The following is a 24,479-nucleotide window of genomic DNA, read 5'->3' on the forward strand; positions in this document are numbered from 1 at the left end:
CACTAGTTTCGGTTACGGGTGACTTTAATCACGTCCGGCATGACGCGGATCTTGCGCATGATATTCGCCAGATGCACGCGGTCGCGGGCGGTCAGACGAATAAAGGCGCTGTACACGCGGCCATCTTTTTCTTCCGTATTCAGGCTTTGAATATTGGAAGAGGCCGTGTTGATCGCTGCCGTCAGGTTCGCCAGGGCACCCTGGTGGTTGAACATATCCACCTTAATCTCGGTGATAAATTCCTGCGCCGTCTCTTTATCCCACTCGACCGCCATAAACTTCTCGGCTTCTTTCTGGTAGCCGCGAATGTTACGACAGGATTCGTGGTGGATAACCAGCCCTTTACCTGGGCTGACGTGCGCAATAATCGGGTCGCCTGGAATTGGACGGCAACATTTTGCGAAGGTGATCAGCACCCCGTCCGCGCCTTTGATTGGCAGATGAGCATGGCCGGATGCGCCTGGCGCAGAAGGTATTGCTTCGCCCTGCTGCAGGTTTTTCGCCACCACGACGCTCATCGCGTTGCCCAGACCAATTTCCGCCAGCAGATCGTCAAGAGACGTGAGCTTCATACGGTCGAGCTCGCGCTGGATATGCTCCGGTGGGATCTCAGCCAGTTTACGGCTGCCGCCCAACGCGTGGTTGAGCAGACGACGCCCCAGGCTGACGGAATCATCACGCTTGAGGTTTTTCAGCAGCTGGCGGATTTTAGCGCGCGCTTTGGAGCTCACGACAAAGTTCAGCCAGGCCGCGTTCGGACGTGCGCCCGGCGCGGTAATAATTTCCACCGTCTGGCCGCTGGCGAGCGGCTGAGACAGCGGGTAAGGTTGTCTGTCGACGCGCGCGCCCACGCAGGCATGGCCGATATCGGTATGCACGGCGTAAGCGAAGTCGACCGGCGTTGCACCCGCAGGCAGTTCGACAATGCGACCTTCGGGGGTGAAAACGTAAATCTCATCCGGGAAGAGATCGGATTTCACGCTCTCGATAAATTCAAACGAGCTGCCCGCACTCTGCTGAAGTTCCAGCAGGCTCTGCATCCAGCGCTGGGCGCGGATTTGTGCGGTCGTGCTGCTTTCGCCACCGTGCTCTTTATAGGCCCAGTGCGCGGCAACACCCATCTCTGCCATCTGGTCCATGTCTTCGGTGCGAATTTGCACCTCAACAGGCACGCCGTGCGGCCCGATCATCGAGGTGTGCAAAGATTGATAGCCGTTCGCTTTTGGAATGGCGATGTAATCTTTCATCCGCCCCGGACGCGGCTTGTAGAGGCTGTGCATCTGCCCCAGCACGCGATAGCAGGTGTCCGAGTCATGGACAATGACGCGGAAGGCGTAGATATCCATGATCGAGTGAAAACGCTGCTCTTTGAGCACCATTTTGCAGTAGATGGAGTACAGGTGCTTCTCGCGACCGCTGACGCGGCACGGAATTCCCGCTTCCTGCAAGCGCCCTTCGATTTCAGAGAGGATCTTTTGAATCATCTCCTTACGGTTGCCGCGTGCGGCTTTCACCACCTCTTTAATCACGCGATAGCGGTTCGGGTACAACGCTTCAAAACCCAGCTCTTCCAGCTCGGTTTTAATGTGGTGAATACCTAAACGGTGCGCCAGCGGACTGTAGATTTCGAGGGTTTCACGGGCAATGCGGCGACGTTTATCCGGGCGAAGTGAGCCCAGCGTGCGCATGTTGTGGGTGCGGTCAGCGAGTTTGATGAGAATGACGCGGATATCCTGCACCATCGCCATAATCATCTTGCGGAAGTTTTCGGCTTGCGCCTCTTTCTTGTCGCGGAAATTCAGCTTATCAAGCTTAGAGACCCCTTCCACCAGTTCGGCAACGCTTTTGCCAAACAACTGTTCCATGTCCTGGTAAGTGGCAGGGGTATCTTCAATCACGTCGTGCAGCAGCGCGGCCATCAGCGTTTCGTAGTCGAGTTTCATCTCGGCCAGAATACAGGCCACCGCTACCGGGTGCGTGATGTAGGGTTCACCGCTTGAACGTGTCTGGCCCTCGTGAGCGTCACGTGCAACGAGATACGCCTGCTGAAGACGCTTAATCTGGTCTTCAGGCAGGTAGATTTGAATCAGTTGATTCAGGCTTTCAAACAGATACAAGGGCGACCCGCAGGTTTAATTAACGACGACCTTCAGCAATAGCGGTTACGGCCTGCAGTTCTGCGGCTTCCTGCTCTTGCTGCTCCTGGCGCTCACGCACGTCGAGGATCTGGTTGTTGATCAGACCTTCTTCGATTTCGCGAAGTGCAATAACGGTGGTTTTATCGTTTTCTTCCGGTACCAGCGGATCTTTACCGCCTACCTGCATCTGACGAGCGCGACGCGCGGCGACCAGCACCAGGTCAAAACGGTTACCAATTTTCTCTACAGCGTCCTGAACAGTTACGCGTGCCATACTTAAAATGCTCCACAGGTGAAGAAATGACTGGGCATGATACTGAAAGTGGGTTCAGTCTGCCAACAGTTTGGTGATTAATGCGTCATGTCGCTGCTTCTGGCGGCTCATACGCAGACGTTCTGCACGAAGAATGGTTTTGAGATCGCTCAGTGCGGCATCAAAATCATCATTCACAATAAGGTAATCATATTCCGCGTAATGGCTCATTTCTGCAACAGCCTGTTCCATACGCTTTGCGATGACTTCTTCGCTGTCCTGACCGCGGCCACGCAGGCGGCGATCCAGCTCATCTTTCGATGGCGGTAAAATAAAGATACTGCGCGAGTCAGGCATTTTCTTGCGAATTTGCTGTGCACCCTGCCAGTCGATATCCAGGAACACATTCACGCCCGTGGCCAGAACCTGCTCAATGGTTTCACGCGAGGTACCGTAGTAATTACCGAATACTTCCGCGTGTTCAAGAAACGCGTCTCTGCCGATCATCGCTCTGAACTCGTCGTGATCCACAAAGAAATAGTGTTCGCCGTGCACTTCACCCGGACGCGGTTGACGCGTGGTGTGAGAAACAGAAACCTGTGTGTCGTACAACGGTTGGGTTTTTAACAGTGCCTGAATAAGGCTGGATTTACCCGCGCCACTAGGGGCAGAAACAATATACAGCGTGCCTTGAGCCATGAGAGTCTTTTGTATGTGTTAACGAAGAAGTCCTACATACGGGCTTATTATACACGTCACCGCCGTGTGACGTAGCCTTTGTCACACTTTTTCCCCTGGATTATTGAATTTTGCGTGCCGTTTTCAGGTTTTATCTGGGGTTTTCAGCAACCCAAAGAAATACCGGATAGCGTCTCGCATTGTGAGTCGTTGCCGTTAGCGTTGTTTCTGGCATCGGGATATACCTCCTGCAACACAAAGGAGGAGTAGCAATGTGGCGATGGATAAGCGGGTTAATGCTCTTGTGGAGTGGCTATGGCGCGGCGGTGTGCCCGGTGTGGTCGCAGGCAAAAGCTGAGAAAGAGATGGCGTCGTTAAGCGCGCAAATCAAACGCTGGGATGACGCTTACTGGAAGCAGGGCGTGAGCGAGGTCAACGACGAAGTTTACGACCAGCTTAACGGGCGCTTAATGCAGTGGCAGCACTGTTTTGGCAGTGAGCCTTCAGAGGAGAAACTCCCTGCGCTGGTGGGAAGCGTAAAACATCCTGTTGCCCATACGGGCGTACATAAAGTGGCCAGCAAAGAGGAGTTGAGACAGTGGATGCGTGCGCGGCAGCATCTGTGGATGCAGCCCAAAGTTGACGGTGTGGCGGTAACGCTGGTCTATCGTGACGGAACGTTAACCCAGGCCATCAGTCGTGGTGATGGCCTGAAAGGGGAAGACTGGACCGGGAAGGTGCGTTTGATCCCGACTATTCCGCAAAAGCTCACCGGCAAGCTCGCGAACAGCGTCTTACAGGGCGAGCTTTTCTGGCTAAGCGACAATCACATTCAGCGGAAGATGGGCGGGATGAACGCTCGCGCAAAGGTGGCCGGGGCGATGATGCGGCAAAAGGATAACTCAGTTTTGAGCAAGATCGGCGTGTTCATCTGGGCCTGGCCGGATGGGCCGAAAGATATGCAGACATCTTTAGCTGAACTGTCTCAGGCCGGTTTTACGCTGTCGGCACGGTATACGCTACCCGCCGATTCTGTTGATGCCGTCGAGAAACAGCGCGCCGCCTGGCACGTAACCGGATTACCCTTTGCTACGGATGGCATTGTGGTGCGTTCGGAGGATGCGCCCGCAGGGGAAGGCTGGTTACCGGGCGAAGGTAACTGGCTGGTTGCGTGGAAATATGCGCCTGCAGCCCAGGTGACCGAGGTGAGTGATATTCATTTTTCCGTGGGGCGAACGGGCAAAATGTCCGTTGTAGCCGCACTGGAACCTGTGCAATTGGACGATAAACAGGTACGGCGGGTGAGTCTGGGCTCGGTGGAGCGCTGGCAGAGGCTGGATATTGCCTCAGGGGATCAGATACAGGTCAGCCTGGCCGGGCAGGGTATTCCCCGGTTTGATAAGGTGGTCTGGCGCGGGACGGACAGACATAAACCCGAGCCTCCAGCCTCGCGTTATCATCCGCTGAGCTGTTTCTATGCTTCTCCGGAATGTATGGAACAGTTCTTTGCCCGACTGACCTGGCTCAGCTCAAAGCAGGTACTTGATATTGAAGGATTAGGCGAGTCAGGCTGGCGCACCCTCTGGCAGGCACATCATTTTGAACACCTCTTTTCGTGGCTGTTATTAACGCAGGCGCAAATGCAGGCTACGCCTGGCTTTTCCTCCGCGCGCGGGCGGGCGCTCTGGCATCGATTTAATCTGGTGCGCGAGAAGCCATTTATTCGCTGGCTCATGGCATTGGGTGTTCCGCTGACACAGGCTTCGCTGAAGGCGATGGGGAACGTAACCTGGCAAACGCTGAGTGGACATAACGTAAAGAACTGGCAAAGCCTGCCGGGAACGGGAGAGAGGAAGGCGCGACAAATTGTTGCCTGGATGGACTCGCCTCAGATTGATGTGCTGGCGAAATGGCTCGCTGGACAGCACATCAACGGGTTCTGAAGTTAGTGGGCGCTGTGTTTGTAATGAAACACGGGCAGTCCGAGCTTCAGACGCAGCGCCAGCATGCGGGCTGTAAAGCCAAACAGCAGTGTCGAGATGACCACCACATCATGGTTCGAAACGTAATGCTGCAGAGCGATATAGAGTACCGCTGCTGCAAAAGAGATACCGGCGTACAGCTCTTTTTGAAAGACCAGAGGAATGCGCTTGCAGAACATATCGCGCAGCACACCACCGAATACGCCCGTGACCACGGCGGCAATGGTAGCGATAACAGGTCCTTCCCCCATATCGAGCGCGATTTGTGCTCCGATAATCGAGAAAACCACCAGACCTAAAGCGTCAAGGACTAAAAACAGGCGGCGAAGATGGGGCATGACGGGCGCCACTATGGTTGTTAACACGGCAGCTGTCGCCACGATAATGACGTACTCAGGGTGTTTGACCCAGCCAAGCGGATAATGTCCCAGCAGAATATCGCGTACCGAGCCGCCGCCCAGCGCGGTTGCTGTAGCAATAATGATCACGCCGAAGGTGTCCATACGGCGACGTCCGGCAGCAAGTGCGCCGGTCATGGCTTCTGCGGTGATGCCAATGAGATAAAGGATGTGAAGCAGCATATTTCCTCCGGTGTGAACGCGGGGGAGGTTAGCGATTTGTGCGCAAGATCACGATTGAGTTTTTCTAAGGCAACTGCGTTTGCCCTATAAATTTTTATCAATTTATGTTGAATAAGCTTGATGAAAGGCGGTGACGCGCAAAATCAGGTGCCGGAATGGATTAGAAATAATAATGGGTGGTGCCGTCGGCACCACCCGATAAGGCATTACTCAATATTCTGGATCTGCTCGCGCATTTGCTCAATCAGCACTTTCAACTCAATCGCTGAATTCGTCACTTCTGCATTGATCGACTTAGACGCAAGAGTGTTCGACTCGCGGTTGAACTCCTGCATCATAAAGTCCAGACGGCGGCCTACCGCTTCCTTTTTCTTAAGAATGTTGTAGGTCTCTTTAACGTGCGCTTCCAGACGGTCCAGCTCTTCAGCGACATCAATACGTTGCGCCATCAGCACCAGCTCTTGTTCCAGACGGGTGTTTTCCAGCTGAACTTCTGCCTCTTCCAGTTTGGCGACCAGGCGCTCGCGCTGCCACTGCAGCACTTCCGGCATATGGGTGCGAACCTTAGCCACTTCCGCACTCACGCCTTCAAGGCGCTGCTCAATCATCGCTTTCAGCGCCTGACCTTCGGTTTCGCGGGCAACGATAAAGTCATCCAGCGTGCCGTCGAGGGCGGCCAGAATTTCAGCGGCAATCGCGTCCAGATCCTGCTCACCGGCGGCCATGACGCCAGGCCAGCGCAGAATATCAACCGGGTTGATTTCGCCTTCATCGCTCTGCATTTTGACCCAGTTCGCCGCATTCACGAGCTGTTTCGCCAGTTTTTCGTTGAGGATCAGCTCGCCCTGTGCGCTGGCATCAGGCTCAAAGCGCAGGTTACATTCCACTTTACCGCGCGTCAGACGCGTACGGATACGCTCGCGAACAACAGGCTCAAGGCTGCGGAACTGCTCCGGCATACGGAAATACGTTTCCAGGTAACGCTGGTTTACCGAGCGCATTTCCCATGTAGCGCTACCCCAGCTACCCTTGATTTCACGCCGGGCGTAGGCGGTCATACTGCGGATCATAGACATTCCCGTTTTTAAAGGAGAGATGGGGGGATTATAGCTTTCGGGGGCTTCTCAGGATAGGAATAAGCGTCCTTTATCCGTATAATGCGCAGCCACATTCGTTTCAAGCCGGAGAATCCATCATGCGTCCATCAGGTCGTAGCGCCAATCAGGTGCGTCCCGTCACCCTGACCCGTAACTATACAAAACACGCTGAAGGCTCCGTGCTGGTTGAGTTTGGTGACACCAAAGTGCTGTGTACCGCATCCATCGAAGAAGGCGTTCCGCGCTTCCTGAAAGGTCAGGGCCAGGGCTGGATCACCGCCGAGTACGGCATGCTGCCGCGCGCGACCCATACCCGTAACGCCCGTGAAGCGGCAAAGGGTAAGCAGGGCGGTCGTACCATGGAAATTCAGCGTCTGATCGCGCGTGCGCTGCGCGCCGCCGTTGATCTGAAAACCCTCGGCGAATTCACGATTACCCTGGACTGCGACGTGATTCAGGCCGATGGTGGCACGCGTACGGCCTCTATTACCGGCGCCTGTGTAGCGCTGGCCGATGCTCTGAACAAGCTGGTTGCTGCCGGTAAGCTGAAAACCAATCCAATGAAAGGCATGGTTGCGGCGGTCTCCGTAGGCATCGTTAACGGTGAAGCGCTTTGCGATCTGGAATACGTTGAAGATTCCGCTGCAGAGACAGACATGAACGTGGTGATGACCGAAGACGGTCGCATCATTGAGGTGCAGGGCACGGCAGAAGGCGAGCCGTTCACCCACGAAGAGCTTCTCTCCCTGCTGGCGTTGGCCCGAGGGGGAATCGAATCCATTGTCACGACGCAGAAAGCGGCGTTAGAAAATTGATTTTAAAGGCGACCAATGAGTCGCCTTTTTTTTGCCTGTAAGACAGAAAAACCAAAGGAGCTAATCCATGAAATCGTATCAGCGCCAGTTTATTGAGTTTGCGCTTAACAAGCAGGTACTTAAGTTTGGCGAATTTACGCTGAAATCCGGGCGTAAAAGTCCTTATTTCTTCAACGCCGGGCTGTTTAATACCGGGCGCGATCTGGCACTGTTAGGCCGTTTCTATGCCGAAGCGCTGGTGGATTCCGGGATTGATTTTGACCTGCTGTTTGGCCCGGCCTATAAGGGCATTCCGATTGCGACCACTACCGCGGTGGCGCTGGCGGAACATCATGATCGCGACGTGCCGTACTGCTTTAACCGCAAAGAAGCCAAAACCCACGGTGAAGGCGGGAATCTGGTCGGCAGCGCGCTGCAGGGCCGCGTCATGCTGGTGGACGATGTGATCACCGCGGGCACGGCGATCCGCGAATCAATGGAGATTATCCAGGCCAACGGTGCAACGCTGGCTGGCGTGTTGATTTCGCTGGATCGTCAGGAGCGTGGTCGCGGAGAAATTTCCGCCATTCAGGAAGTGGAGCGGGATTACAACTGCACTGTGACGTCAATAATCACCCTGAAAGATCTGATTGCGTATCTGGAAGAGAAGCCTGAGATGGCGGACCATCTGGCAGCGGTAAAAGCGTATCGCGAAGCGTTTGGGGTTTAAGTGCATTGCCCGGTGGCGTTGTGCTTACCGGGCCTACCCGTTCGTAGGCCGGATAAGGCGACGCCGCCATTCGGCGATGGCGTTACTGTAATTGTGCTGCGACTAACGGCCAGCGGGCGTCAAAATCGTCCGTTGGACGGTATTTGAACTCGCTGCGCACGAAGCGGGAAAGCATCCCTTCACAAAACGCCAGAATCTGGCTCGCCAGCAGCGTTTCATCAATGCTGTATCCTTCACCCTCACGCATTTTCTTCTCGCGCAAAACCTGGCGCAGCTGCGCTTCAATGCGTTCGAAAAGCTGGTTAATGCGGCCCTGGAGTCTGTCCTGCTCAAACATCAGCGCGTGGCCGGTCAGGATACGGGTTAAGCCCGGATTGCGTTCACCGAAGCCCAGGATTAACAGCACTATCAGACGCAGACGCGCGGTAGTGTCTTTTTCGTCTTTCAGAATCAGGTTGATGCGCGTGATCAGGCTGTCTTCAATAAACTCGATCAGACTGTCGAACATCCGGGTCTTGCTCGGAAAATGACGGTACAGCGCCGCCTCAGACACGCCTACGGAGGCGGCCAGTTTAGCGGTGGTGATGCGTTGACTGCCATCGCTGGATTCAAGCATCAGAGCCAGAGATTGAAGTATTTCTTCGCGACGATTCCTTTTCGCGGTTTGTTTTTCTGCCATGTTACAAAATACCCCTGAAAATAAGCACTTGCCAGGCTGGCATCCACACAGCGACCGCAAACGGACGTTTGCGGTTTGTTATTGCATTATGACGCTGTGAGATACGTGTTTGTCGGGCCGTTACTTGCGCCCGGAATGGCCGAAGCCGCCTTCGCCACGGTCGGTGGCGTCAAAGTCTGCCACCAGGTTAAATTCTGCCTGTACCACCGGTACAAAGACCATCTGTGCGATACGCTCACCCGGTTCAATGGTGAAGCTGTCCTGACCACGGTTCCAGACGGAGACCATCAGTTGACCCTGATAGTCGGAGTCGATCAGGCCCACCAGGTTACCCAGCACAACGCCGTGCTTATGGCCCAGGCCAGAACGCGGCAGGATAACCGCTGCCAGCGACGGGTCAGCAATGTGAATCGCCAGGCCAGTCGGAACCAGGGTCGTGGCACCCGGAGCCAGTTCTACGGCGTCATCGAGACAGGCGCGCAGGTCAAGACCGGCAGAGCCGGAGGTGGCATAGGTTGGCAGCGGGAATTGCTCGCCAACACGCGGGTCCAGAATCTTAACGTCGATTTTTTTCATCATAACGGGTAACGATCTCGTCGAGTAAATGTTGGCCCAGGAGTTCCTTGCGCTCAAGCGGTAAGACTTTATCTCCATCCTGCCAGAAAAGGTGCAGTGCGTTGCTGTCGCTGTTAAATCCTTGTGTGGCCAGCGATACGTCGTTCGCGCAAATCAAATCGAGGTTTTTGCGGGTACGTTTTTGCCGGGCATATTCTTCCACATTATTCGTTTCTGCGGCAAACCCAACAACGTATGGCCGGTGGCTTTTTAGTGCGGCGACACCGGCAACAATGTCCGGATTTTTCACCATTTTTAGTGTTAATTCATCGCCTTGCTTTTTAATTTTAGCCTCGGCGATCGTCTCAGCACGATAGTCTGCAACGGCCGCACAGCCGATAAAAATCTGCTGGCTTTGCGCATGTGCCTGCACGGCGGCTTCCATCTCCAGCGCGGTGGTAACGTCAATTCGCTTCACACACGCAGGGGTAGGCAGAGAGACCGGGCCGCTCACCAGCGTGACGTTCGCACCACGCTTCGCGGCGGCGGCGGCAATCGCAAAGCCCATTTTGCCGGAGCTATGGTTGGTGATGTAGCGCACCGGATCCAGCGGCTCGCGCGTGGGGCCCGCGGTAATCATGATGTTGAGATGTTGCAGATCGTTGACAGGCGAGAAGTGGGCTGCGGCCATATCAACAATCGTCAGCGGATCAAGCATGCGGCCCGGGCCAACATCGCCGCAGGCCTGGCTACCGCTGTCCGGACCCCAGATAAGCAGGCCGCGTGAGGCCAGGGTCTCAAGATTGTGCTGCGTAGCCGCGTTACGGTACATCTGCTGGTTCATGGCAGGCACGACGGCAACAGGCGCAGGTGTGGCCAGACAAATGGTGGAGACCAGGTCGTTTGCCATACCGGCCGCTACCCGGGCGATTAAATCAGCCGTGGCGGGCGCGAGGATAACCAGGTCTGCCCATTTCCCAAGCTCAATATGGCCCATCGCGGCTTCGGCGGCCGGATCGAGCAGGCTGTCAGATACCGGGTATCCTGAAACGGCCTGCAGGCTCAGAGGAGTGATAAAGGCTTTACCGCCTTCGGTTATCGCGACCCGTACATCTGCCCCGCGCTCGCGCAGACGACGCACCAGCTCCGGCGCTTTGTAGGCAGCAATACCGCCGCTCACGCCAAGAACGATTTTTTTACCGGCCAGGCTCATCATGATTCTTTCCTGTTGGGGTTCACCAGAGAGCGGGCATTTTATCACAATCCCCAAAACGGGGTGATTTTGTCCTTCGACCACTTTGCGAGGCGCTACGCAAGAACGCAACGTGGTCGTCGAGTGCCTGACTGGCCTGTGGCAGCATGCGGTTAAAAAAGGGAGAAAGAGCATGGAAGAAGAGGATGAGCCGCTGCTGCCGCGCGAAAAACTGCTGCGCTATGACGTCACCCTGTTAAAAGATGATGAACTGCTGGCGCTCTTTTTACGTACCGGAACGCCCGGTAAAACGGTATTTACGCTGGCAAAAGAGCTGATCGTACATTTCGGTTCTCTGCACGGTTTGCTGACCGCCGAACTGGCGCAGTTTAAGCACGTAGAAGGGATCGGTGTGGCGAAATATGCCCAGTTGCGGGCCATTGCTGAACTTGCCCGCCGTTTTTACAATGTCCGCATGGAGAAGGACGATCCGATCCTGACGCCAGCGATGACGCGTGAATATCTGCAAAGCCAGTTAACCGATATCGAGCGCGAGATCTTTATGGTGATCTTTGTCGATAACAGAAACCGGGTACTGAAACATAGCTGCCTCTTTGCCGGCACGTTAAGCCACGTTGAGGTGCATCCGCGAGAAATTGTGCGGGAAGCGATAAAAGTGAATGCAGCGGGCGTGATCCTCGCGCATAATCACCCCTCAGGCTGTGCAGAACCGAGCAGAGCGGACAAAGAAATCACCGAGCGCATTATCAAATGCTGTCAATTCATGGACATTCGTGTGCTGGACCATCTGATAATTGGCCGCGGAGAGTACATTTCTTTTGCAGAACATGGCTGGATTTAGGCTATTTCTCGCGATCCATCGGGATCTTTGTCTGTTCGGGACTTGAGCACACCGCCGAGTCAGCGTATACTACGCCACCTTTGAGAATCTCGGGTTTGGCATTTGGGCCTGGCAATCGAGAGTTCACTTAGAACTATGCGATGACCGGGCTGTAAAGCCTGACGAGGCGCCGATACCCCATACGAAGCTCGAGCTAATTTGATTTTTGGAGAATAGACATGTCCCGAGTCTGCCAAGTTACTGGCAAGCGTCCGGTGACCGGTAACAACCGTTCCCACGCACTGAACGCGACTAAACGCCGTTTCCTGCCGAACCTGCACTCTCACCGTTTCTGGGTTGAGAGCGAGAAGCGTTTTGTCACCCTGCGCGTATCTGCTAAAGGTATGCGTGTAATCGATAAGAAAGGCATCGATACAGTTCTGTCTGAACTGCGTGCCCGTGGCGAAAAGTACTAAGTACTTAAAGAGGAAATAAATCATGGCTAAAGGTATTCGCGAGAAAATCAAGCTGGTTTCTTCTGCTGGTACAGGTCACTTCTACACCACCACGAAGAACAAACGTACTAAGCCGGAAAAACTGGAACTGAAAAAATTCGATCCAGTTGTACGCCAGCACGTACTGTACAAAGAAGCTAAAATCAAATAATTTTAGTCTCCTTGTATCGAAAAACCCCGCAACTGCGGGGTTTTTTGCATTCTGTATCTCAACGGAGGAACCATGCCTGAATTACCTGAGGTAGAAACCAGCCGTCGCGGCATTGAGCCCCATCTGGTCGGCGCGACGATTCTTCACGCGGTTGTCCGTAACGGGCGTCTGCGCTGGCCGGTGTCCGATGAGATCCATGCCCTGAGCGATAAACCCGTCCTTAGCGTGCGGCGCCGCGCGAAATACCTGCTGCTGGAGCTGCCCGACGGCTGGATCATTATCCACCTGGGGATGTCCGGGAGCCTGCGCGTTCTTACCGAAGAACTGCCTGCGGAAAAGCACGACCACGTGGATCTGGTGATGAGCAACGGCAAAGTGCTCCGTTACACCGATCCACGGCGCTTTGGCGCGTGGCTGTGGACGAAGGAGCTGGAAGGGCATAACGTGCTGGCGCATCTGGGCCCGGAGCCGCTCTCAGACGCGTTTAACGCGGAATACCTCAAGGCGAAGTGCGCGAAGAAGAAAAGCCCGATTAAGCCCTGGCTGATGGATAACAAGCTGGTGGTCGGCGTGGGGAATATCTACGCCAGCGAATCGCTGTTTGCGGCCGGGATCCACCCCGATCGGCTGGCCTCGTCGCTGTCGGCGCAGGAGTGCGAGCTGCTGGTCCGCGTGATTAAAGCCGTATTACTGCGCTCGATTGAGCAGGGGGGGACAACGCTGAAGGACTTCCTGCAAAGTGACGGCAAGCCGGGCTATTTTGCCCAGGAACTGCAGGTGTATGGCCGTAAGGGCGAACCGTGCAGAGTCTGCGGCACACCCATTATTGCCACGAAGCACGCCCAGCGCGCCACGTTCTACTGCCGTCAGTGCCAGAAATAGGGCTACTTTAGCTTTTCCATCAACGCCTGGTGGACGTTAACCGGCAGGAAATGGGTAACGTCCCCGTGATGGCGCGCCACCTCTTTTACCAGCGTGGACGAGATAAACGACCACTCTTTAGAAGGCATCAGGAATACGCTCTCCAGCTCCGGCATCAGGTGGCGGTTCATGTGCGCCAGCTGCATCTCATACTCAAAGTCTGCCACCGCGCGTAAGCCGCGGATCAGAATGTTCGCCTGCTGGGCCCGGGCGAAGTTCGCCATCAGGTCGCTGAATCCGACAACCTCAACATTCGGCAGGTGCGAAATGGCATCGGTGGCGAGCTGCACGCGCTCGTGGAGGTCAAACATCGGCTTTTTGCTGGGGCTGGCGGCAATGGCTAGGATCACCTTGTCAAACATGCACGCCGCACGGGTGATGATATCAAGATGACCGTTGGTGATCGGATCGAAGGTACCCGGATAAATCGCTTTTGTGCTCATGGCTCACGTTTTCTCTGAGTAGCCGCGGCAGAGCGCCCACAGCTCGGTGTATTTGTTAAAAGTATACTGGGCATTGACTACCGCGAGTAACCAGCCCTGCTTACCGTCCAGCACGCCACCACGCAGCAGCAGCGTTTTCAGGAACGCGCCCAGCGTGTGGGTGAAGATTCCAGTCAGCGAGGCCTTCTTGCCGCGCTGGTGACGCTCCTGCGCCCATGCCGTGGCATAGTTGAGCTGTTTGCGCTGGAAGCTTGCGAAATCGCGGCAGGTCAGGTGCAGCAAATCGCCCGTCAGGGGGATGATCTGGGCGTTGTCGCAGGCCAGGGATTCATGCACCAGATTGTCGTTGTACTGATACCGCTCCCGCTCGTATAGGCGCGTCACGCGGTCAGGATACCAGCCGCTGTGGCGCATAAAACGGCCAAGGAAGTAGTTGCGGCGGGCAATGCTATATACAGCACCAGGTTGAGGTGAGGAAAGCACCGCCTGAATGGCCTGCTGAAGCTCCGGCGTGATGCGCTCGTCAGTATCGAGCATCAGGACATAATCTCCGGTGGCAAACCCCTGCGCGCGCTGGCGCTGGAGGCCATAGCCTTGCCAGTCAGTATCGATAAAGACTTTTGCGCCCGCTGCCCGGGCAACGTCCACCGTGTTGTCCGTACTTCCGGAATCAAGAATGACTATCTCATCAGCCCAGGCTACCGACGCCAGGCAGTCCGGAAGCAGGTCGGCGGCGTTTTTGGCGATCATCACGACCGACAGACGCGTTGACATCAGTGGCTCCGCTGGGGCAGGTAAGGTTGCAGAAGTTGCAGCAGACGGGTCAGGGCACCCTGGTTCTGGTGCAGCACTTCGACCGCATGTCGCCCGTACCACAGGCGATAATCTTCGTCAGTCAGAAGGGTTGAGACCTCTTTGACTACCGAATCCGCATCGGTCACGGTAATTAAACCATCGGCCTGCTGTAATTTCGCGCAGATATCTTTGAAGTTAAATGTGTGCGGCCCCATCAGCACCGGAATCGCGTGGGCTGCTGGCTCGAGCGGGTTATGGCCTCCGCGTTCCACCAGGCTGCCGCCAACAAAGGCGAGGTCAGCAATGCCGTAGAGCAGCATCAGTTCGCCCATCGTATCGCCAATCACCACCTGAGTACTGCCGGAAGGGATCTCTCCGCTGCTGCGCAGAGTGAAGCTGAAGCCGCCTTTCTGCACCATTTCGCGGGCATCTTTAAAACGTTCCGGATGACGAGGCACGAGGATCAGCAGTAAATCAGGGAATTTTTCCAGCAGCTTGCAGTGCGCCTGCAGGATAATTGCCTCTTCACCCTCATGAGTACTGGTGGCAATCCAGACCTGACGACGCGGAGCCCACTGGCGGCGCAGCGTGATGGCGCGGGCGGCCAGTTCAGGGGTAACGGAAATATCGAATTTCAGGCTGCCGGTTACGGCAAGCTGGTTGCGCTTCAGGCCCAGAGAGATAAAGCGTGCCGCGTCTTCTTCATTCTGCGCAGCAATCAGCGTGATTTTGCTCAGCAGGCGGCGCATAAATTTACCCAGCTTGCCGTAGCCTTTCGCCGAGCGCTCTGACAGGCGCGCGTTGGCAATCACCAGCGGAATTTTACGGGCATGCAGGGCGGAAATCATGTTTGGCCACAGTTCGGTTTCCATCACAATCACCAGCTTCGGGCGAACGGTATTCAGGAAACGATTCATGGCGCAGGGGAGATCGTAAGGGAGATAGACGTGATGAACATCTTTGCCGAAAGCGGATAACGCGCGCTCCGAGCCGGTTGGCGTCATCGTCGTGACGGTAATCGGCAGCGACGGGTAGCGGTGACGCAGGGCGCGAACCAGCGGAATCGCCGCCAGCGTTTCACCGACAGAAACGGAATGCAGCAAAATACCGTCCGGTGCGACTTTATTGCGGCAGAAGCCATAGCGTTCAGCCCAGCGTTTACGATACGCAGGCGCTTTCCGGCTACGAAGCAACAGTCTCAGCCACACCAGTGGCTGAATAATGTAGAGCAGGGCGGTATACAACAATTCCAAGCGATTATCCGTTTTTTTAGTTTCGGCGGGCAAATTCTAAGCATTTAAGCCAGGTAAAGCTATCTCTTATGCCAGATACCGTTTCAGACGGAAATAACGGCGTCCCAGGCGCCAGTGCTGGCGCAGCCCACGGGCGTTTTTCCAGATTAGCGACCAGATCCCGCGGTCAAACAGCTCGCGGATGATTTCACGCTTTTTGCTCTGATCGCCGATGTTGTTAATGGCGTGAAGAATGCCCAGACCCTCTTTGGCAATCTGCCACTGGCAGGCCGGCACATGGCGCACCGCATCCGGGTAACGCTGGTTGATTGCATCCAGCATTTCGAGGATTTTCATGTAGTGGCGGGCGTTGCGCATTCGCGTATCATCCGTTCCCGGCGTGTGCGACACCGAGGCCGAGTGGATCAGGTAATCGTAAAAGGTTTCGTCGGCGTACTGCACGCGTTTGGCGGTCAGCAGCACTTCAGTGGTCCAGGGGATATCCTGGTGGCGCAGACCGTGTTCAAAGGTGAAGCCCTGCTCCTTGATGAAAGCATGACGGTAGATATTGAGCCAGGTCACGTGCAGGAACTTTCGTGATGAAAGCGCGCGCTGAAGCCAGGTTGGGCCGTCCAGCACGTCGGTGGACTGCAGCTTGTCGGACGGGAAGATCTTTTTCGACGGGCGTCCGTCGTCGTAGATATAGGTACCGTTGCAGGTCGCGACATCAAGATCGTTCTTTTTGGCCATCTCAAGCAGGCGCGGGTACATGCCCGGATAAATCACGTCGTCGATGTCCGGGAAGGCGACGTATTCGCCCGTTGCCACCGCCAGGCCGGAATTACGCGCGGCCGACACGCCCTGATTGGCCTGATCGATAACTTTGTAGAAGGGGAATTCGCTGGCGTACTGCGCAATGATGGTGGAGGAGCTGTCGCTTGACCCGTCGTTCACAACGACCAGTTCCAGACTGTCCAAATGTTGAGCTTTAATGCTGTCGAAAAATGCATTGAGGAATTTTTCACCGTTATAAACGGCGACCACGAGGCTCAATAAAGGTTTGTCGGACATGCTTTCTCCGTTGTGTTCAGGGCAGGCCACCCAATATGGTGGTACCATTCGCGCTGTATTATATCTGGTGGATACTAAAAACATATGCCTGGAGGGACAAAGATCGTTTCAGGTGGAAAATTAGCGTCACGCGGGCGAGATTTTTAACAGGAAATATATGCATATTGTTCACACTGAAGCAGACGGCGGCAAAGGCGGGCAGCCTCTGCGCATTATCAACGAATCGCTTGGGATGATTCAGCGTGGCCATCAGGTGACTCTCCTTTGTCCGGAAACTGCGCCGCTCCACGCGCTGGCACGCAATGCCGGTCTGACGGTAGTCACGATGCCGTTGAAGCGTAAGAACCTTAAAAACCTGCAGGTGCTGCGTCGCTGGATGAAGGATAACCGTCACTCGATAGACGTCATCAACAGCCATAACTCTGCCGATACCTGGCTGGTGGCGCTGGCGAATCTGACGCTGTCCAACCCTGTACCACTGGTGAGAACCCGTCATGCGTCCGGCGTACCGCGCAACAACTGGACGACCCGCTGGCTCTTCCGCACGGCCTGCGCGCATATCGTGACCACCGGCGAGGCGCTGCGCCATCAGGTGGCAAATATTGGCGTGCCGATGTCTCAGAGTACGTCGGTGCCAAGCGGTGTCGATACGCAGCGTTTCCATCCGGGAGATAAGCACCAGGCCCGGGTTCATTGTGGTTTGTCGCAGGACGATTTCTGGCTGGGCGTGGTATCGCATTTGCGCCCGAACAAAGGCCATAGCGTACTGCTGCGCGCCCTGGCGAAAATCGCCAATCCACACATCAAGCTGGCGATTGTCGGTGAAGGTCTGCACAAAGCGACGCTGGAACAGGAAATCACCGCCCTGGGGTTACAGCACCGCGTAGTCATGGCGGGACATCAATCCGATCCGGAACGCTGGTTCCCGGCCTTTGATATTGCGCTCAGCCCTTCGCACGATATGGAAGGTGTTCCGCAGGGCGTGCTGCAATCGTTAGCCACCCGTATTGCCACCATTGCGACGGATGCGGGTGGAACGGGAGATGCGGTGATTAACGGGCAGACGGGAGTGCTGGTCGCGCAGCGCGACGAAAACGCGCTGCACGATGCCATAATGAAACTCTATGACGACTCAGCCCTTCGTGAGACGCTCGCGCAACAGGGATATGACTACCTGAGCACGCACTTTACCCGCGAATGTATGCTGGACGCGATGGAGAAAGTCTTCTCCGATGCCGCTCAGCGCAGCAAATCACGATAAAGCGCCTGTAGCTCTTTCGCCATTCTGTCCAGGGTGAAGGGCTCGGCGGTTGCACGCGCAGCGGCGGAGTAATCGACACCCTGTTCACGGCCTTTCAGCCACAGCGAGATGGCCTGCTGGTAGCCTTCGCTGTCCAGCGCATCGCGCACCCAGCCGTTTTGACCCTCGGTTATCCACTCCGCCGCGCCGCAGCCGTGGCTGGTAAGCAGCGGCAAACCACAGGCCAGCGCTTCCACGCAGACGTTCGGGAAGGGATCGTAGAGCGTCGGCAGGATAAGGGCATCCGCCGTGCCATAGACTTCACGCACGTTGGCAACGGGGCCCAGGAACTTCACTCGTGAGGAAATCCCCAGCGCCTGTGCCAGCTTTTCGAACTTCCGCGCATGTTTATCGCGGCCAGCAATCAGCAGCCAGACGTCAGGATGCGCCACAATGGCGCGCAGCGCGGTGGCGACGCCTTTGCGGCTGAAGCCTGACCCAACATACGCCAGCACCGGTGCGTCAGGAGGAATACCCAGGGCATCACGCTGCGAAAGGGCGCGGACCTCAGGGCTAAACTGAACGGTGTCCACGCCGTTGTAGATCACCGTCAGCTTGTCGTCCGGCAGCCCGAAGCGCCGCGCGATATCATCGCGCACCATCTTCGAATTACAGATCACCTTGCGCAGCTGCGGATGGGTAAACATCTGCGCCTCGGCCTGCAGAATGTAGCGGTGATAGCGGCTCAGAGATTGCGCCCAGCGCGCCAGCGGCGACAGAATGCGGCCATATTGCTCAAGCCAGGTGGCGTGAACACCGTCGCCCGCCCGGAAGATGGTGGCTCCCGGTATGCGTTCGTGGCTTTGCACAATATCAAACTGCGCAAAATGCGCGGCGGCTTCGAGGGCAAAACCGGATTCACGCGCGATGCGATTACGAAACGGCGGATTGACCGTCAGCGTTTTCCAGCCTGCGGCATCCTCCCACTGGCGAGCAATCAGCGTGACATCAAGCGACGTATCCTGCGCCAGCACGTTCAGCGCACGTGAGACAAAACGCTCTGCGCCACCGTTGGGGTTGTAGGTCTGTCGGACAATAGCCAGCTTCATGCAGGTGTTTCCGTTTCCAGAAGCATTGTATCAATGGCGCTCAGCACCTGCTGCGGGGTGATGGCCGTGATGCAGTCAGAGACACCGCTGTCTCCGCAGCCCGCTTTGCCGCAAGGCTGGCAGGTAAACCCGGCAACGATTACGCGATAATTTACCCCCCACGGCGCCCATTTGATGGCGCCGGTAGGGCCAAAGATGGCGACGGTTGGCGTACCGACGGCGCTCGCAAGATGCATTGGCATGGAATCCACGCCGAAGTACACCCGGGCGTGCTTCATGAGCGCGCCCAGCTCTTTCAGGTTCAGCTGACCGCTTAAATCAAAGACCGGCTGGGTGAGGGCTGCGCGCAGCGCATCCATGTAGGCCTTCTCTTCTTTTGACGGTGCGGCGGAGAGGACGATCGGCAGGCCGCGCGCCGCCAGGTTATCAATGGTCGCTGCCAGCTTTTTGATATCCCAGGCCTTGAACATCCAGCGCGAGGTCGGGTGAACCAGAATGTAGGATTTACTCGTGAGCCCAAACCCGGCCAGTTTTTCGGCCACAGAGGCTTCTGCCGCGTCACCGGGCACAAAAAGCGTATGTTTGTCTTCATCGGACTGCGGATGAATGCCGATCCGGCGCAGGGCATCCAGATTAACCTCCACCATATGACGGCTGTTGTCCTGAATCGCCGGATAGAGCGTGGTGAACGATTTCACCCAGCGGCGACGCGCCAGGCCCCCGCGCTTATCCGGCTTAAAGCCGACGGAGACGCGCGGTTTCAGGCGACGCGCCAGACGCGCGCCGTGCCAGTGTTCGGTCAGGTTAATCAGCACGTCATACTGACGGCCTTTCAGGGTGTTCAGCAGGGCGCGGTAGAGGCGGAATTGTTCAAACCAGCCCTTCTTGCGCCAGTTGCGCCCAATAGTGTGCACCTGGTCGATATGCGGGTGGCTGGTCAGCATCGCCTGGGTATCGTCATAAACCAGCGCATCGACTTCCACGTTCGGCCAGTTCTTTTTCAGCACGGTAAAAATCGGCGAGGTAAGCAAGACGTCACCGTGGTGACGAAGCTTAATAATCAGCACGCGCTTTGGCGGGCGCTCCGCTGAGAAAAAATCAGACATAGGCTCTCTCTGCTGCCAGCAAAGGCTCTAATTGTGCAAATACCGCAGCGGCGCTGAGATCGCTCAGCTGCGATGAGTGTTCCGGGCGGCAGATATATTGATTTTTTCCATAGCCGCCGATCAGGCCCGGGTCCGTTGGGCCGTAAAGCGTAATATTAGGACGGTCCAGCGCCGCCGTCAGGTGGCTGAGTCCCGTATCCACGGAGACCACAGCCGTAGCGCCTGCCAGCGCCTGAGCGACGCCATCCAGCTTCATGCGCGGCAGAACGTCCACATAATCAAACCCTGCCGCCAGGCGTTTGGCGCGCGCTTCTTCATGGGGAGCGCCCCACGGGAGTTTGATACGTAGCCCCGCACTCCCCAGCAGGCCGATCAGTTCGCGCCAGTGCGCTTCCGGCCAGTGCTTGTCATCGCGGGTTGTCGCGTGAAGGAAAATCAGATAAGGATCGCTTTCCTGCGATGAGGTGTGCAGGAAATGCCGGGAAATCGCATAGTCGCCCTGGGTTTCCGGTTTCGCATAGCCCAGGCTTTTGGCAAACAGCTCTCGGGTACGTTCCACCGCGTGCTGCTGCTTCGCGATGTGATGGCGGCGGTTATAAAACAGGCTCGCCAGCGGTTCGCGGGCGGTTTGCCAGTCCATGCCGTGCTTTACGCCGCGCGCCAGTCGCGTCACCAGCGCGGCGCTTTTGACCAGCCCCTGCGCGTCAATGATGGCGTCGTAATGCTGTGCCCGCACCGCCTCGCGGAAGGCTTTGCGTTCGGCTTTAATCGGCGCGGAGAACCACGCTTTCCGCCAGCGGCGAATCGCCACCGGGATCACGCGGTCAACCGCTTCATGCCAGGTGGGGATCTGCGCGAAGCCCTCTTCCACCACCCAGTCAAAACGGATGCCGGGAATGGCCCGCATGGCGTCCGTCAGCGACGGCAGCGTGTGCAGAACATCACCCATTGAGGAGGTTTTAACGATCAATACCCGCATTCGTTATCCTTCTTCGCTCAACAGCAGTTCGTTAAGCTCTTCAAGAACGCGCTGCGGGGTAATGTCGATCAGGCTCTGATGATAACCTTCAGCGGCATCGCCTTTGCGCACCTTGTGGTAGCCGGTGATCAGGCGAATAACGCGCGCTTTATGGGACAGCGGAGGCGTAAAGTCCGGGCTGCTTGGCCCATACAGCGCCACCAGCGGACGGTTGAGCGCAGCGGCGACGTGCATCAGGCCTGAATCGTTGGTAACCACAGCGTGGCAGGCAGCAATCAGGATAACCGCCTGCTCAAGCTGCGTTTCTCCCGCCAGGTTGCGGCACCAGGCCTGCTGTTCATTACTGAGCGTCGCGAGAATTTCGTTGCCCGCCTCGTGGTCTTTTGCCGAACCGAACAGGACAATCTGGTAGCCTTCGTCGATCAGCTGTTTCGCCAGCTCTGCATAGTGGTAGTGCGGCCAGCGTTTTGCCGGGCCGAACTCGGCGCCAGGGCAGAAGCCAATCATCGGACGTTCAGCCGAAAGGCCAAACGTGCTGCAGGTCTGGGATTTTTCACCGTCGTTAACCTGAAGCTGGGGCCAGAGCAGCGGCTGCGGCAGGTCTTTCGCGCTGCGCCTCACGCCTTTGTCATAGGCCAGCGCCACGTAGCGCTCCACCATTAATGGCCAGGCCGCTTTATCCAGCACGCGCGCATCGTTCAGCAGGCCGTAGCGCATTTCGCCGCGCCAGCCGGTGCGATGCGGAATGCCCGCAAAGAAGGGCACCAGGGCAGATTTAAAGGAGTTGGGCAGAACATACGCGCGGTCATACCGCTTCTCGCGCAGGCTATGGCCGAGCTTGCGGCGTTCGCCAATTTCCAGCGCCCCGTGGCCGAGCGGCATCGGGATCGCTTCATTCACTTCCGGCATACGCGATAACAGCGGACGGCACCACGCGGGTGCCATCACGTCGATTATCGCCTGGGGATAGCGCGCCTTGAGCGTGCGATAGAGACTTTGCGACATCATCATGTCGCCCACCCATGACGGGCCGATCACCAGAATCTTCATACTTACGCGTCGCGGTTCAGCCAGGCCATATACTCCGTTACACCTTCGGCAACGGTTTTGAACGGTTTGTCATAACCCGCTGCGCGCAGGTTAGTCAGGTCAGCCTGGGTGAACGCCTGATAGCGGCCTTTCAGCTTGTCCGGGAACGGAATGTACTCGATGCTGCCTTTTTTGTGGTACGCCAGCGTGGCGTCAGCCACCGCCTGGAAGGACTCTGCGCGGCCAGTACCCAGGTTGAAGATGCCGGACACGCCGTTTTCCCAGAACCACAGGTTTACGGCCGCCACGTCGCCCACGTAAACGAAGTCGCGCTTAAAGCCGTCGCTGCCTTCGAACAGTTTTGGACTTTCACCGTTATTCAGCTGGGTGTTCAGGTGGAACGCCACGCTCGCCATGCTGCCTTTGTGGCCTTCGCGCGGTCCGTAGACGTTGAAGTAACGGAAGCCGACGATCTGCGAGTTCGCTTCTGGCAGAACCTGACGCACATATTCGTCGAACAGGAATTTGGAGTAGCCGTAGACGTTCAGCGGCTGCTCATATTCGCGGGCCTCGATGAAGTCCGAGGTGCGGCCGCCATAGGTTGCAGCGGAGGAGGCGTACAGGAACGGAATTTCACGCTCCAGGCAGTAGTGCAGGATCTCTTTGGAGTACTGATAGTTGTTGTCCATCATGTACTTGCCGTCCCACTCGGTGGTGGAAGAACACGCACCTTCGTGGAAGATGGCTTCGATCTCGCCGAACTCTTCGCCTGCCATAATCTGGATAAGGAAGTCTTCTTTATCCATGTAGTCAGCGATGTTCAGATCCACCAGGTTAACGAACTTGGTGCCGTCTTTCAGGTTGTCAACCACCAGGATGTCGGTGATGCCTTTGTCATTGAGAGCCTTAACAATATTGCTGCCGATAAAGCCTGCGCCGCCGGTAACGATGATCATAACTGTAACCTTTGAAGTGTGGAGCCCGGGGACAATCCCGGACGCTAATGTTTCTATCATATCATTAGTATGGCTGCCCTTCAGCCATTCACCGACATAGCGCAAGGGTACACGTGATTTATGCTGCAAAAACGACAAGAGATGACGTGTCATCTCGTCATGAACTATAGGTTTGGGTAATATGTCCCGAAATTTGCCGAGTCTGGAGAATTGCAATGCGTGGTGATTTTTACAAACAGTTAAACAGCGACCTTGAGACCGCACGTGCGGAAGGGTTGTTCAAGGAAGAGCGTATTATCACGTCTGCACAGCAGGCGGACATCACCGTTGCCGACGGCAGCCATGTGATCAACTTTTGTGCGAACAACTACTTAGGTCTTGCGAATCACCCTGAGCTGATTGCCGCGGCAAAAAACGGCATGGATACCCACGGTTTTGGTATGGCCTCCGTACGCTTTATCTGCGGTACCCAGGACAGCCACAAGCAGCTTGAGCAAAAGCTGGCGAACTTCCTCGGAATGGAAGACGCGATTCTCTACTCCTCCTGCTTTGACGCCAACGGCGGCCTGTTCGAGACCCTGCTCGGCGCAGAAGATGCGATTATCTCCGACGCCCTGAACCACGCCTCCATCATCGACGGCGTACGCTTGTGTAAAGCGAAGCGTTTTCGCTATGCCAACAACGACATGGTTGAGCTGGAAGCGCGCCTGAAAGAGGCCCGTGAAGCGGGCGCTCGCCATGTGCTGATCGCCACCGACGGCGTATTCTCCATGGACGGCGTGATCGCCAACCTGAAGGGCGTGTGTGACCTGGCGGATAAATACGACGCGCTGGTGATGGTCGATGACTCTCACGCGGTCGGTTTTGTCGGCGAAAATGGTCGCGGCTCCCACGAATACTGCGACGTAATGGGCCGCGTGGACATCATCACCGGCACGCTGGGCAAAGCGCTCGGCGGCGCATCCGGCGGCTATACCGCTGCGCGTAAAGAGGTGGTGGAGTGGCTGCGCCAGCGCTCGCGTCCGTATCTGTTCTCCAACTCCCTAGCACCGGCGATTGTTGCCGCCTCCATCAAAGTGCTGGAGATGGTGGAGTCCGGCGCTGAACTGCGCGACCGCCTGTGGTCCAACGCGCGTCTGTTCCGTGAAAAAATGAGCGCCGCAGGGTTCACCCTGGCCGGTGCTGACCACGCGATCATTCCGGTGATGCTGGGTGATGCGGTCGTGGCGCAGAACTTTGCCCGCGAACTGCAGAAAGAAGGGATTTACGTCACCGGGTTCTTCTTCCCGGTGGTGCCAAAAGGTCAGGCGCGTATCCGCACCCAGATGTCTGCGGCGCATACGCCTGAACAAATTGAACGTGCGGTGGAAGCCTTTACCCGCATCGGTAAACAGCTGGGCGTCATTGCCTGA

26 protein-coding genes are annotated in these 24,479 nt (G+C 56.4%); 9 read left to right on the forward strand and 17 right to left on the reverse strand.

Translation table 11 applies throughout. From position 1 onward, the window contains the following. Positions 1-2: 2 nt before the first annotated feature. From spoT to gmk, 3 genes are read right to left on the reverse strand one after another with little or no spacing between them, the layout of a single operon-like run. Positions 3-2,117, reverse strand: a complete 2,115-nt coding sequence (gene spoT, locus L362_RS04225; protein WP_008502673.1) for a bifunctional GTP diphosphokinase/guanosine-3',5'-bis pyrophosphate 3'-pyrophosphohydrolase — start codon at positions 2,115-2,117, stop codon at positions 3-5. Positions 2,118-2,136: 19 nt separating this feature from the next. After that, positions 2,137-2,412 (reverse strand): DNA-directed RNA polymerase subunit omega, encoded by a 276-nt coding sequence (gene rpoZ, locus L362_RS04220; RefSeq protein ID WP_000135058.1) that lies wholly within the window; start codon positions 2,410-2,412, stop codon positions 2,137-2,139. A 54-nt stretch (positions 2,413-2,466) separates the two neighbouring features. After that, positions 2,467-3,090, reverse strand: coding sequence for a guanylate kinase (gene gmk, locus L362_RS04215; protein WP_008502674.1), 624 nt, complete (start codon positions 3,088-3,090; stop codon positions 2,467-2,469). A gap of 251 nt (positions 3,091-3,341) precedes the next feature. Here gmk and ligB point away from each other — a divergent pair, with 251 nt between their 5' ends. Further along, a complete protein-coding gene (gene ligB / locus L362_RS04210; protein ID WP_023345195.1) occupies positions 3,342-5,012 on the forward strand; it encodes an NAD-dependent DNA ligase LigB in 1,671 nt (556 codons plus the stop codon). A gap of 2 nt (positions 5,013-5,014) precedes the next feature. On the opposite strand, the gene L362_RS04205 is transcribed toward ligB, so the two are convergent. Next, on the reverse strand, positions 5,015-5,632 hold the full coding sequence (locus tag L362_RS04205; RefSeq protein WP_023345196.1) for a trimeric intracellular cation channel family protein: 618 nt from the start codon (positions 5,630-5,632) through the stop codon (positions 5,015-5,017). 206 nt (positions 5,633-5,838) lie between these two features. Further along, a complete protein-coding gene (locus tag L362_RS04200; protein ID WP_008502687.1) occupies positions 5,839-6,702 on the reverse strand; it encodes a YicC/YloC family endoribonuclease in 864 nt (287 codons plus the stop codon). Positions 6,703-6,827: 125 nt separating this feature from the next. Here L362_RS04200 and rph point away from each other — a divergent pair, with 125 nt between their 5' ends. Next, positions 6,828-7,544, forward strand: coding sequence for a ribonuclease PH (rph, locus tag L362_RS04195; RefSeq protein WP_006812424.1), 717 nt, complete (start codon positions 6,828-6,830; stop codon positions 7,542-7,544). Positions 7,545-7,611: 67 nt separating this feature from the next. Continuing rightward, complete coding sequence (gene pyrE, locus L362_RS04190; protein ID WP_008502689.1) at positions 7,612-8,253, forward strand: orotate phosphoribosyltransferase; 642 nt, start codon at positions 7,612-7,614, stop codon at positions 8,251-8,253. Positions 8,254-8,335: 82 nt separating this feature from the next. Here the strand turns inward: pyrE and slmA are convergent, their stop codons facing one another. The 3 genes from slmA to coaBC form a co-directional block, all read right to left on the reverse strand. After that, positions 8,336-8,932, reverse strand: coding sequence for a nucleoid occlusion factor SlmA (gene slmA, locus L362_RS04185; RefSeq protein WP_008502690.1), 597 nt, complete (start codon positions 8,930-8,932; stop codon positions 8,336-8,338). A gap of 120 nt (positions 8,933-9,052) precedes the next feature. Then, on the reverse strand, positions 9,053-9,511 hold the full coding sequence (dut, locus tag L362_RS04180) for a dUTP diphosphatase (protein ID WP_008502691.1): 459 nt from the start codon (positions 9,509-9,511) through the stop codon (positions 9,053-9,055). Continuing rightward, the gene (coaBC, locus tag L362_RS04175) at positions 9,489-10,700 is read right to left on the reverse strand and encodes a bifunctional phosphopantothenoylcysteine decarboxylase/phosphopantothenate--cysteine ligase CoaBC (protein WP_025910617.1); all 1,212 of its coding nucleotides are present in this window, start codon (positions 10,698-10,700) and stop codon (positions 9,489-9,491) included. Before coaBC ends, dut begins: the two co-directional genes overlap by 23 nt. A gap of 172 nt (positions 10,701-10,872) precedes the next feature. On the opposite strand from coaBC, the gene radC reads away from it, so the two are divergent. The 4 genes from radC to mutM all read left to right on the forward strand — a co-directional run bounded on the left by radC (position 10,873) and on the right by mutM (position 13,068). Beyond that, positions 10,873-11,541, forward strand: coding sequence for a RadC family protein (gene radC, locus L362_RS04170; protein WP_008502693.1), 669 nt, complete (start codon positions 10,873-10,875; stop codon positions 11,539-11,541). Between the two features lie 218 nt (positions 11,542-11,759). Next, positions 11,760-11,996 carry a 50S ribosomal protein L28 gene (gene rpmB / locus L362_RS04165; protein WP_002436699.1) on the forward strand — a complete coding sequence of 79 codons (237 nt, stop codon included), beginning with the start codon at positions 11,760-11,762 and terminating at the stop codon, positions 11,994-11,996. A 22-nt stretch (positions 11,997-12,018) separates the two neighbouring features. Further along, positions 12,019-12,186 carry a 50S ribosomal protein L33 gene (rpmG, locus tag L362_RS04160; RefSeq protein WP_003024094.1) on the forward strand — a complete coding sequence of 56 codons (168 nt, stop codon included), beginning with the start codon at positions 12,019-12,021 and terminating at the stop codon, positions 12,184-12,186. A 72-nt stretch (positions 12,187-12,258) separates the two neighbouring features. Beyond that, a complete protein-coding gene (gene mutM, locus L362_RS04155; RefSeq protein WP_021242414.1) occupies positions 12,259-13,068 on the forward strand; it encodes a bifunctional DNA-formamidopyrimidine glycosylase/DNA-(apurinic or apyrimidinic site) lyase in 810 nt (269 codons plus the stop codon). A 2-nt stretch (positions 13,069-13,070) separates the two neighbouring features. Here mutM and coaD read toward each other — a convergent pair whose 3' ends face one another. From coaD to L362_RS04135, 4 genes are all read right to left on the reverse strand, one after another. Next, positions 13,071-13,550 (reverse strand): pantetheine-phosphate adenylyltransferase, encoded by a 480-nt coding sequence (gene coaD / locus L362_RS04150; protein ID WP_008502695.1) that lies wholly within the window; start codon positions 13,548-13,550, stop codon positions 13,071-13,073. A 3-nt stretch (positions 13,551-13,553) separates the two neighbouring features. Next, positions 13,554-14,324: a glycosyltransferase family 2 protein gene (locus L362_RS04145; protein WP_023345197.1), complete on the reverse strand. Its 771-nt coding sequence runs from the start codon at positions 14,322-14,324 to the stop codon at positions 13,554-13,556. Continuing rightward, positions 14,324-15,598: a lipid IV(A) 3-deoxy-D-manno-octulosonic acid transferase gene (waaA, locus tag L362_RS04140; protein ID WP_021242416.1), complete on the reverse strand. Its 1,275-nt coding sequence runs from the start codon at positions 15,596-15,598 to the stop codon at positions 14,324-14,326. Before waaA ends, L362_RS04145 begins: the two co-directional genes overlap by 1 nt. Positions 15,599-15,664: 66 nt before the next feature. Next, complete coding sequence (locus tag L362_RS04135; RefSeq protein WP_023345198.1) at positions 15,665-16,648, reverse strand: glycosyltransferase; 984 nt, start codon at positions 16,646-16,648, stop codon at positions 15,665-15,667. A gap of 157 nt (positions 16,649-16,805) precedes the next feature. Between L362_RS04135 and L362_RS04130 the strand changes: the two genes are divergently transcribed. Continuing rightward, entirely contained in the window at positions 16,806-17,909 is a 1,104-nt protein-coding gene (locus L362_RS04130; protein ID WP_023345199.1) for a glycosyltransferase family 4 protein, read from the forward strand. Here L362_RS04130 and L362_RS04125 read toward each other — a convergent pair. Genes L362_RS04125 through rfaD form a run of 5 tightly spaced genes read right to left on the reverse strand, consistent with a single transcriptional unit; the run spans position 17,888 to position 23,067 of the window. Then, on the reverse strand, positions 17,888-18,997 hold the full coding sequence (locus L362_RS04125) for a glycosyltransferase family 4 protein (protein WP_023345200.1): 1,110 nt from the start codon (positions 18,995-18,997) through the stop codon (positions 17,888-17,890). The genes L362_RS04130 and L362_RS04125 overlap by 22 nt on opposite strands. Further along, positions 18,994-20,103 (reverse strand): putative lipopolysaccharide heptosyltransferase III, encoded by a 1,110-nt coding sequence (rfaQ, locus tag L362_RS04120; protein WP_023345201.1) that lies wholly within the window; start codon positions 20,101-20,103, stop codon positions 18,994-18,996. The genes L362_RS04125 and rfaQ overlap by 4 nt, the downstream gene beginning before the upstream one ends. Next, positions 20,096-21,082 (reverse strand): lipopolysaccharide heptosyltransferase RfaC, encoded by a 987-nt coding sequence (gene rfaC / locus L362_RS04115; protein WP_023345202.1) that lies wholly within the window; start codon positions 21,080-21,082, stop codon positions 20,096-20,098. The genes rfaQ and rfaC overlap by 8 nt, the downstream gene beginning before the upstream one ends. Before the next feature lie 3 nt (positions 21,083-21,085). Next, entirely contained in the window at positions 21,086-22,132 is a 1,047-nt protein-coding gene (rfaF, locus tag L362_RS04110) for an ADP-heptose--LPS heptosyltransferase RfaF (RefSeq protein ID WP_023345203.1), read from the reverse strand. A gap of 2 nt (positions 22,133-22,134) precedes the next feature. Next, a complete protein-coding gene (gene rfaD, locus L362_RS04105) occupies positions 22,135-23,067 on the reverse strand; it encodes an ADP-glyceromanno-heptose 6-epimerase (protein WP_023345204.1) in 933 nt (310 codons plus the stop codon). A 215-nt stretch (positions 23,068-23,282) separates the two neighbouring features. On the opposite strand from rfaD, the gene kbl reads away from it, so the two are divergent. Further along, positions 23,283-24,479, forward strand: coding sequence for a glycine C-acetyltransferase (kbl, locus tag L362_RS04100; protein ID WP_023294809.1), 1,197 nt, complete (start codon positions 23,283-23,285; stop codon positions 24,477-24,479).

The organism is Enterobacter sp. MGH 16 (assembly GCF_000493175.1).
GTDB classification, from domain to species: Bacteria; Pseudomonadota; Gammaproteobacteria; order Enterobacterales; family Enterobacteriaceae; genus Enterobacter; species Enterobacter roggenkampii.

What these genes read in the sequence shown, in the direction of transcription:
- rpmG (WP_003024094.1), top strand. Translation starts at nt 12,019, where the DNA reads ATGGCTAAAGGTATTCGCGAGAAAATCAAGCTGGTTTCTTCTGCTGGT.
- L362_RS04205 (WP_023345196.1), bottom strand. Translation starts at nt 5,632, where the DNA reads ATGCTGCTTCACATCCTTTATCTCATTGGCATCACCGCAGAAGCCATG.
- kbl (WP_023294809.1), top strand. Translation starts at nt 23,283, where the DNA reads ATGCGTGGTGATTTTTACAAACAGTTAAACAGCGACCTTGAGACCGCA.
- radC (WP_008502693.1), top strand. Translation starts at nt 10,873, where the DNA reads ATGGAAGAAGAGGATGAGCCGCTGCTGCCGCGCGAAAAACTGCTGCGC.
- rpoZ (WP_000135058.1), bottom strand. Translation starts at nt 2,412, where the DNA reads ATGGCACGCGTAACTGTTCAGGACGCTGTAGAGAAAATTGGTAACCGT.
- slmA (WP_008502690.1), bottom strand. Translation starts at nt 8,932, where the DNA reads ATGGCAGAAAAACAAACCGCGAAAAGGAATCGTCGCGAAGAAATACTT.
- dut (WP_008502691.1), bottom strand. Translation starts at nt 9,511, where the DNA reads ATGATGAAAAAAATCGACGTTAAGATTCTGGACCCGCGTGTTGGCGAG.
- mutM (WP_021242414.1), top strand. Translation starts at nt 12,259, where the DNA reads ATGCCTGAATTACCTGAGGTAGAAACCAGCCGTCGCGGCATTGAGCCC.
- rfaQ (WP_023345201.1), bottom strand. Translation starts at nt 20,103, where the DNA reads ATGTCTGATTTTTTCTCAGCGGAGCGCCCGCCAAAGCGCGTGCTGATT.
- rfaD (WP_023345204.1), bottom strand. Translation starts at nt 23,067, where the DNA reads ATGATCATCGTTACCGGCGGCGCAGGCTTTATCGGCAGCAATATTGTT.
- rpmB (WP_002436699.1), top strand. Translation starts at nt 11,760, where the DNA reads ATGTCCCGAGTCTGCCAAGTTACTGGCAAGCGTCCGGTGACCGGTAAC.
- ligB (WP_023345195.1), top strand. Translation starts at nt 3,342, where the DNA reads ATGTGGCGATGGATAAGCGGGTTAATGCTCTTGTGGAGTGGCTATGGC.
- L362_RS04125 (WP_023345200.1), bottom strand. Translation starts at nt 18,997, where the DNA reads ATGAAGCTGGCTATTGTCCGACAGACCTACAACCCCAACGGTGGCGCA.
- coaD (WP_008502695.1), bottom strand. Translation starts at nt 13,550, where the DNA reads ATGAGCACAAAAGCGATTTATCCGGGTACCTTCGATCCGATCACCAAC.
- rfaC (WP_023345202.1), bottom strand. Translation starts at nt 21,082, where the DNA reads ATGCGGGTATTGATCGTTAAAACCTCCTCAATGGGTGATGTTCTGCAC.
- L362_RS04145 (WP_023345197.1), bottom strand. Translation starts at nt 14,324, where the DNA reads ATGTCAACGCGTCTGTCGGTCGTGATGATCGCCAAAAACGCCGCCGAC.
- L362_RS04200 (WP_008502687.1), bottom strand. Translation starts at nt 6,702, where the DNA reads ATGATCCGCAGTATGACCGCCTACGCCCGGCGTGAAATCAAGGGTAGC.
- L362_RS04135 (WP_023345198.1), bottom strand. Translation starts at nt 16,648, where the DNA reads ATGTCCGACAAACCTTTATTGAGCCTCGTGGTCGCCGTTTATAACGGT.
- pyrE (WP_008502689.1), top strand. Translation starts at nt 7,612, where the DNA reads ATGAAATCGTATCAGCGCCAGTTTATTGAGTTTGCGCTTAACAAGCAG.
- rfaF (WP_023345203.1), bottom strand. Translation starts at nt 22,132, where the DNA reads ATGAAGATTCTGGTGATCGGCCCGTCATGGGTGGGCGACATGATGATG.
- L362_RS04130 (WP_023345199.1), top strand. Translation starts at nt 16,806, where the DNA reads ATGCATATTGTTCACACTGAAGCAGACGGCGGCAAAGGCGGGCAGCCT.
- rph (WP_006812424.1), top strand. Translation starts at nt 6,828, where the DNA reads ATGCGTCCATCAGGTCGTAGCGCCAATCAGGTGCGTCCCGTCACCCTG.
- coaBC (WP_025910617.1), bottom strand. Translation starts at nt 10,700, where the DNA reads ATGAGCCTGGCCGGTAAAAAAATCGTTCTTGGCGTGAGCGGCGGTATT.
- gmk (WP_008502674.1), bottom strand. Translation starts at nt 3,090, where the DNA reads ATGGCTCAAGGCACGCTGTATATTGTTTCTGCCCCTAGTGGCGCGGGT.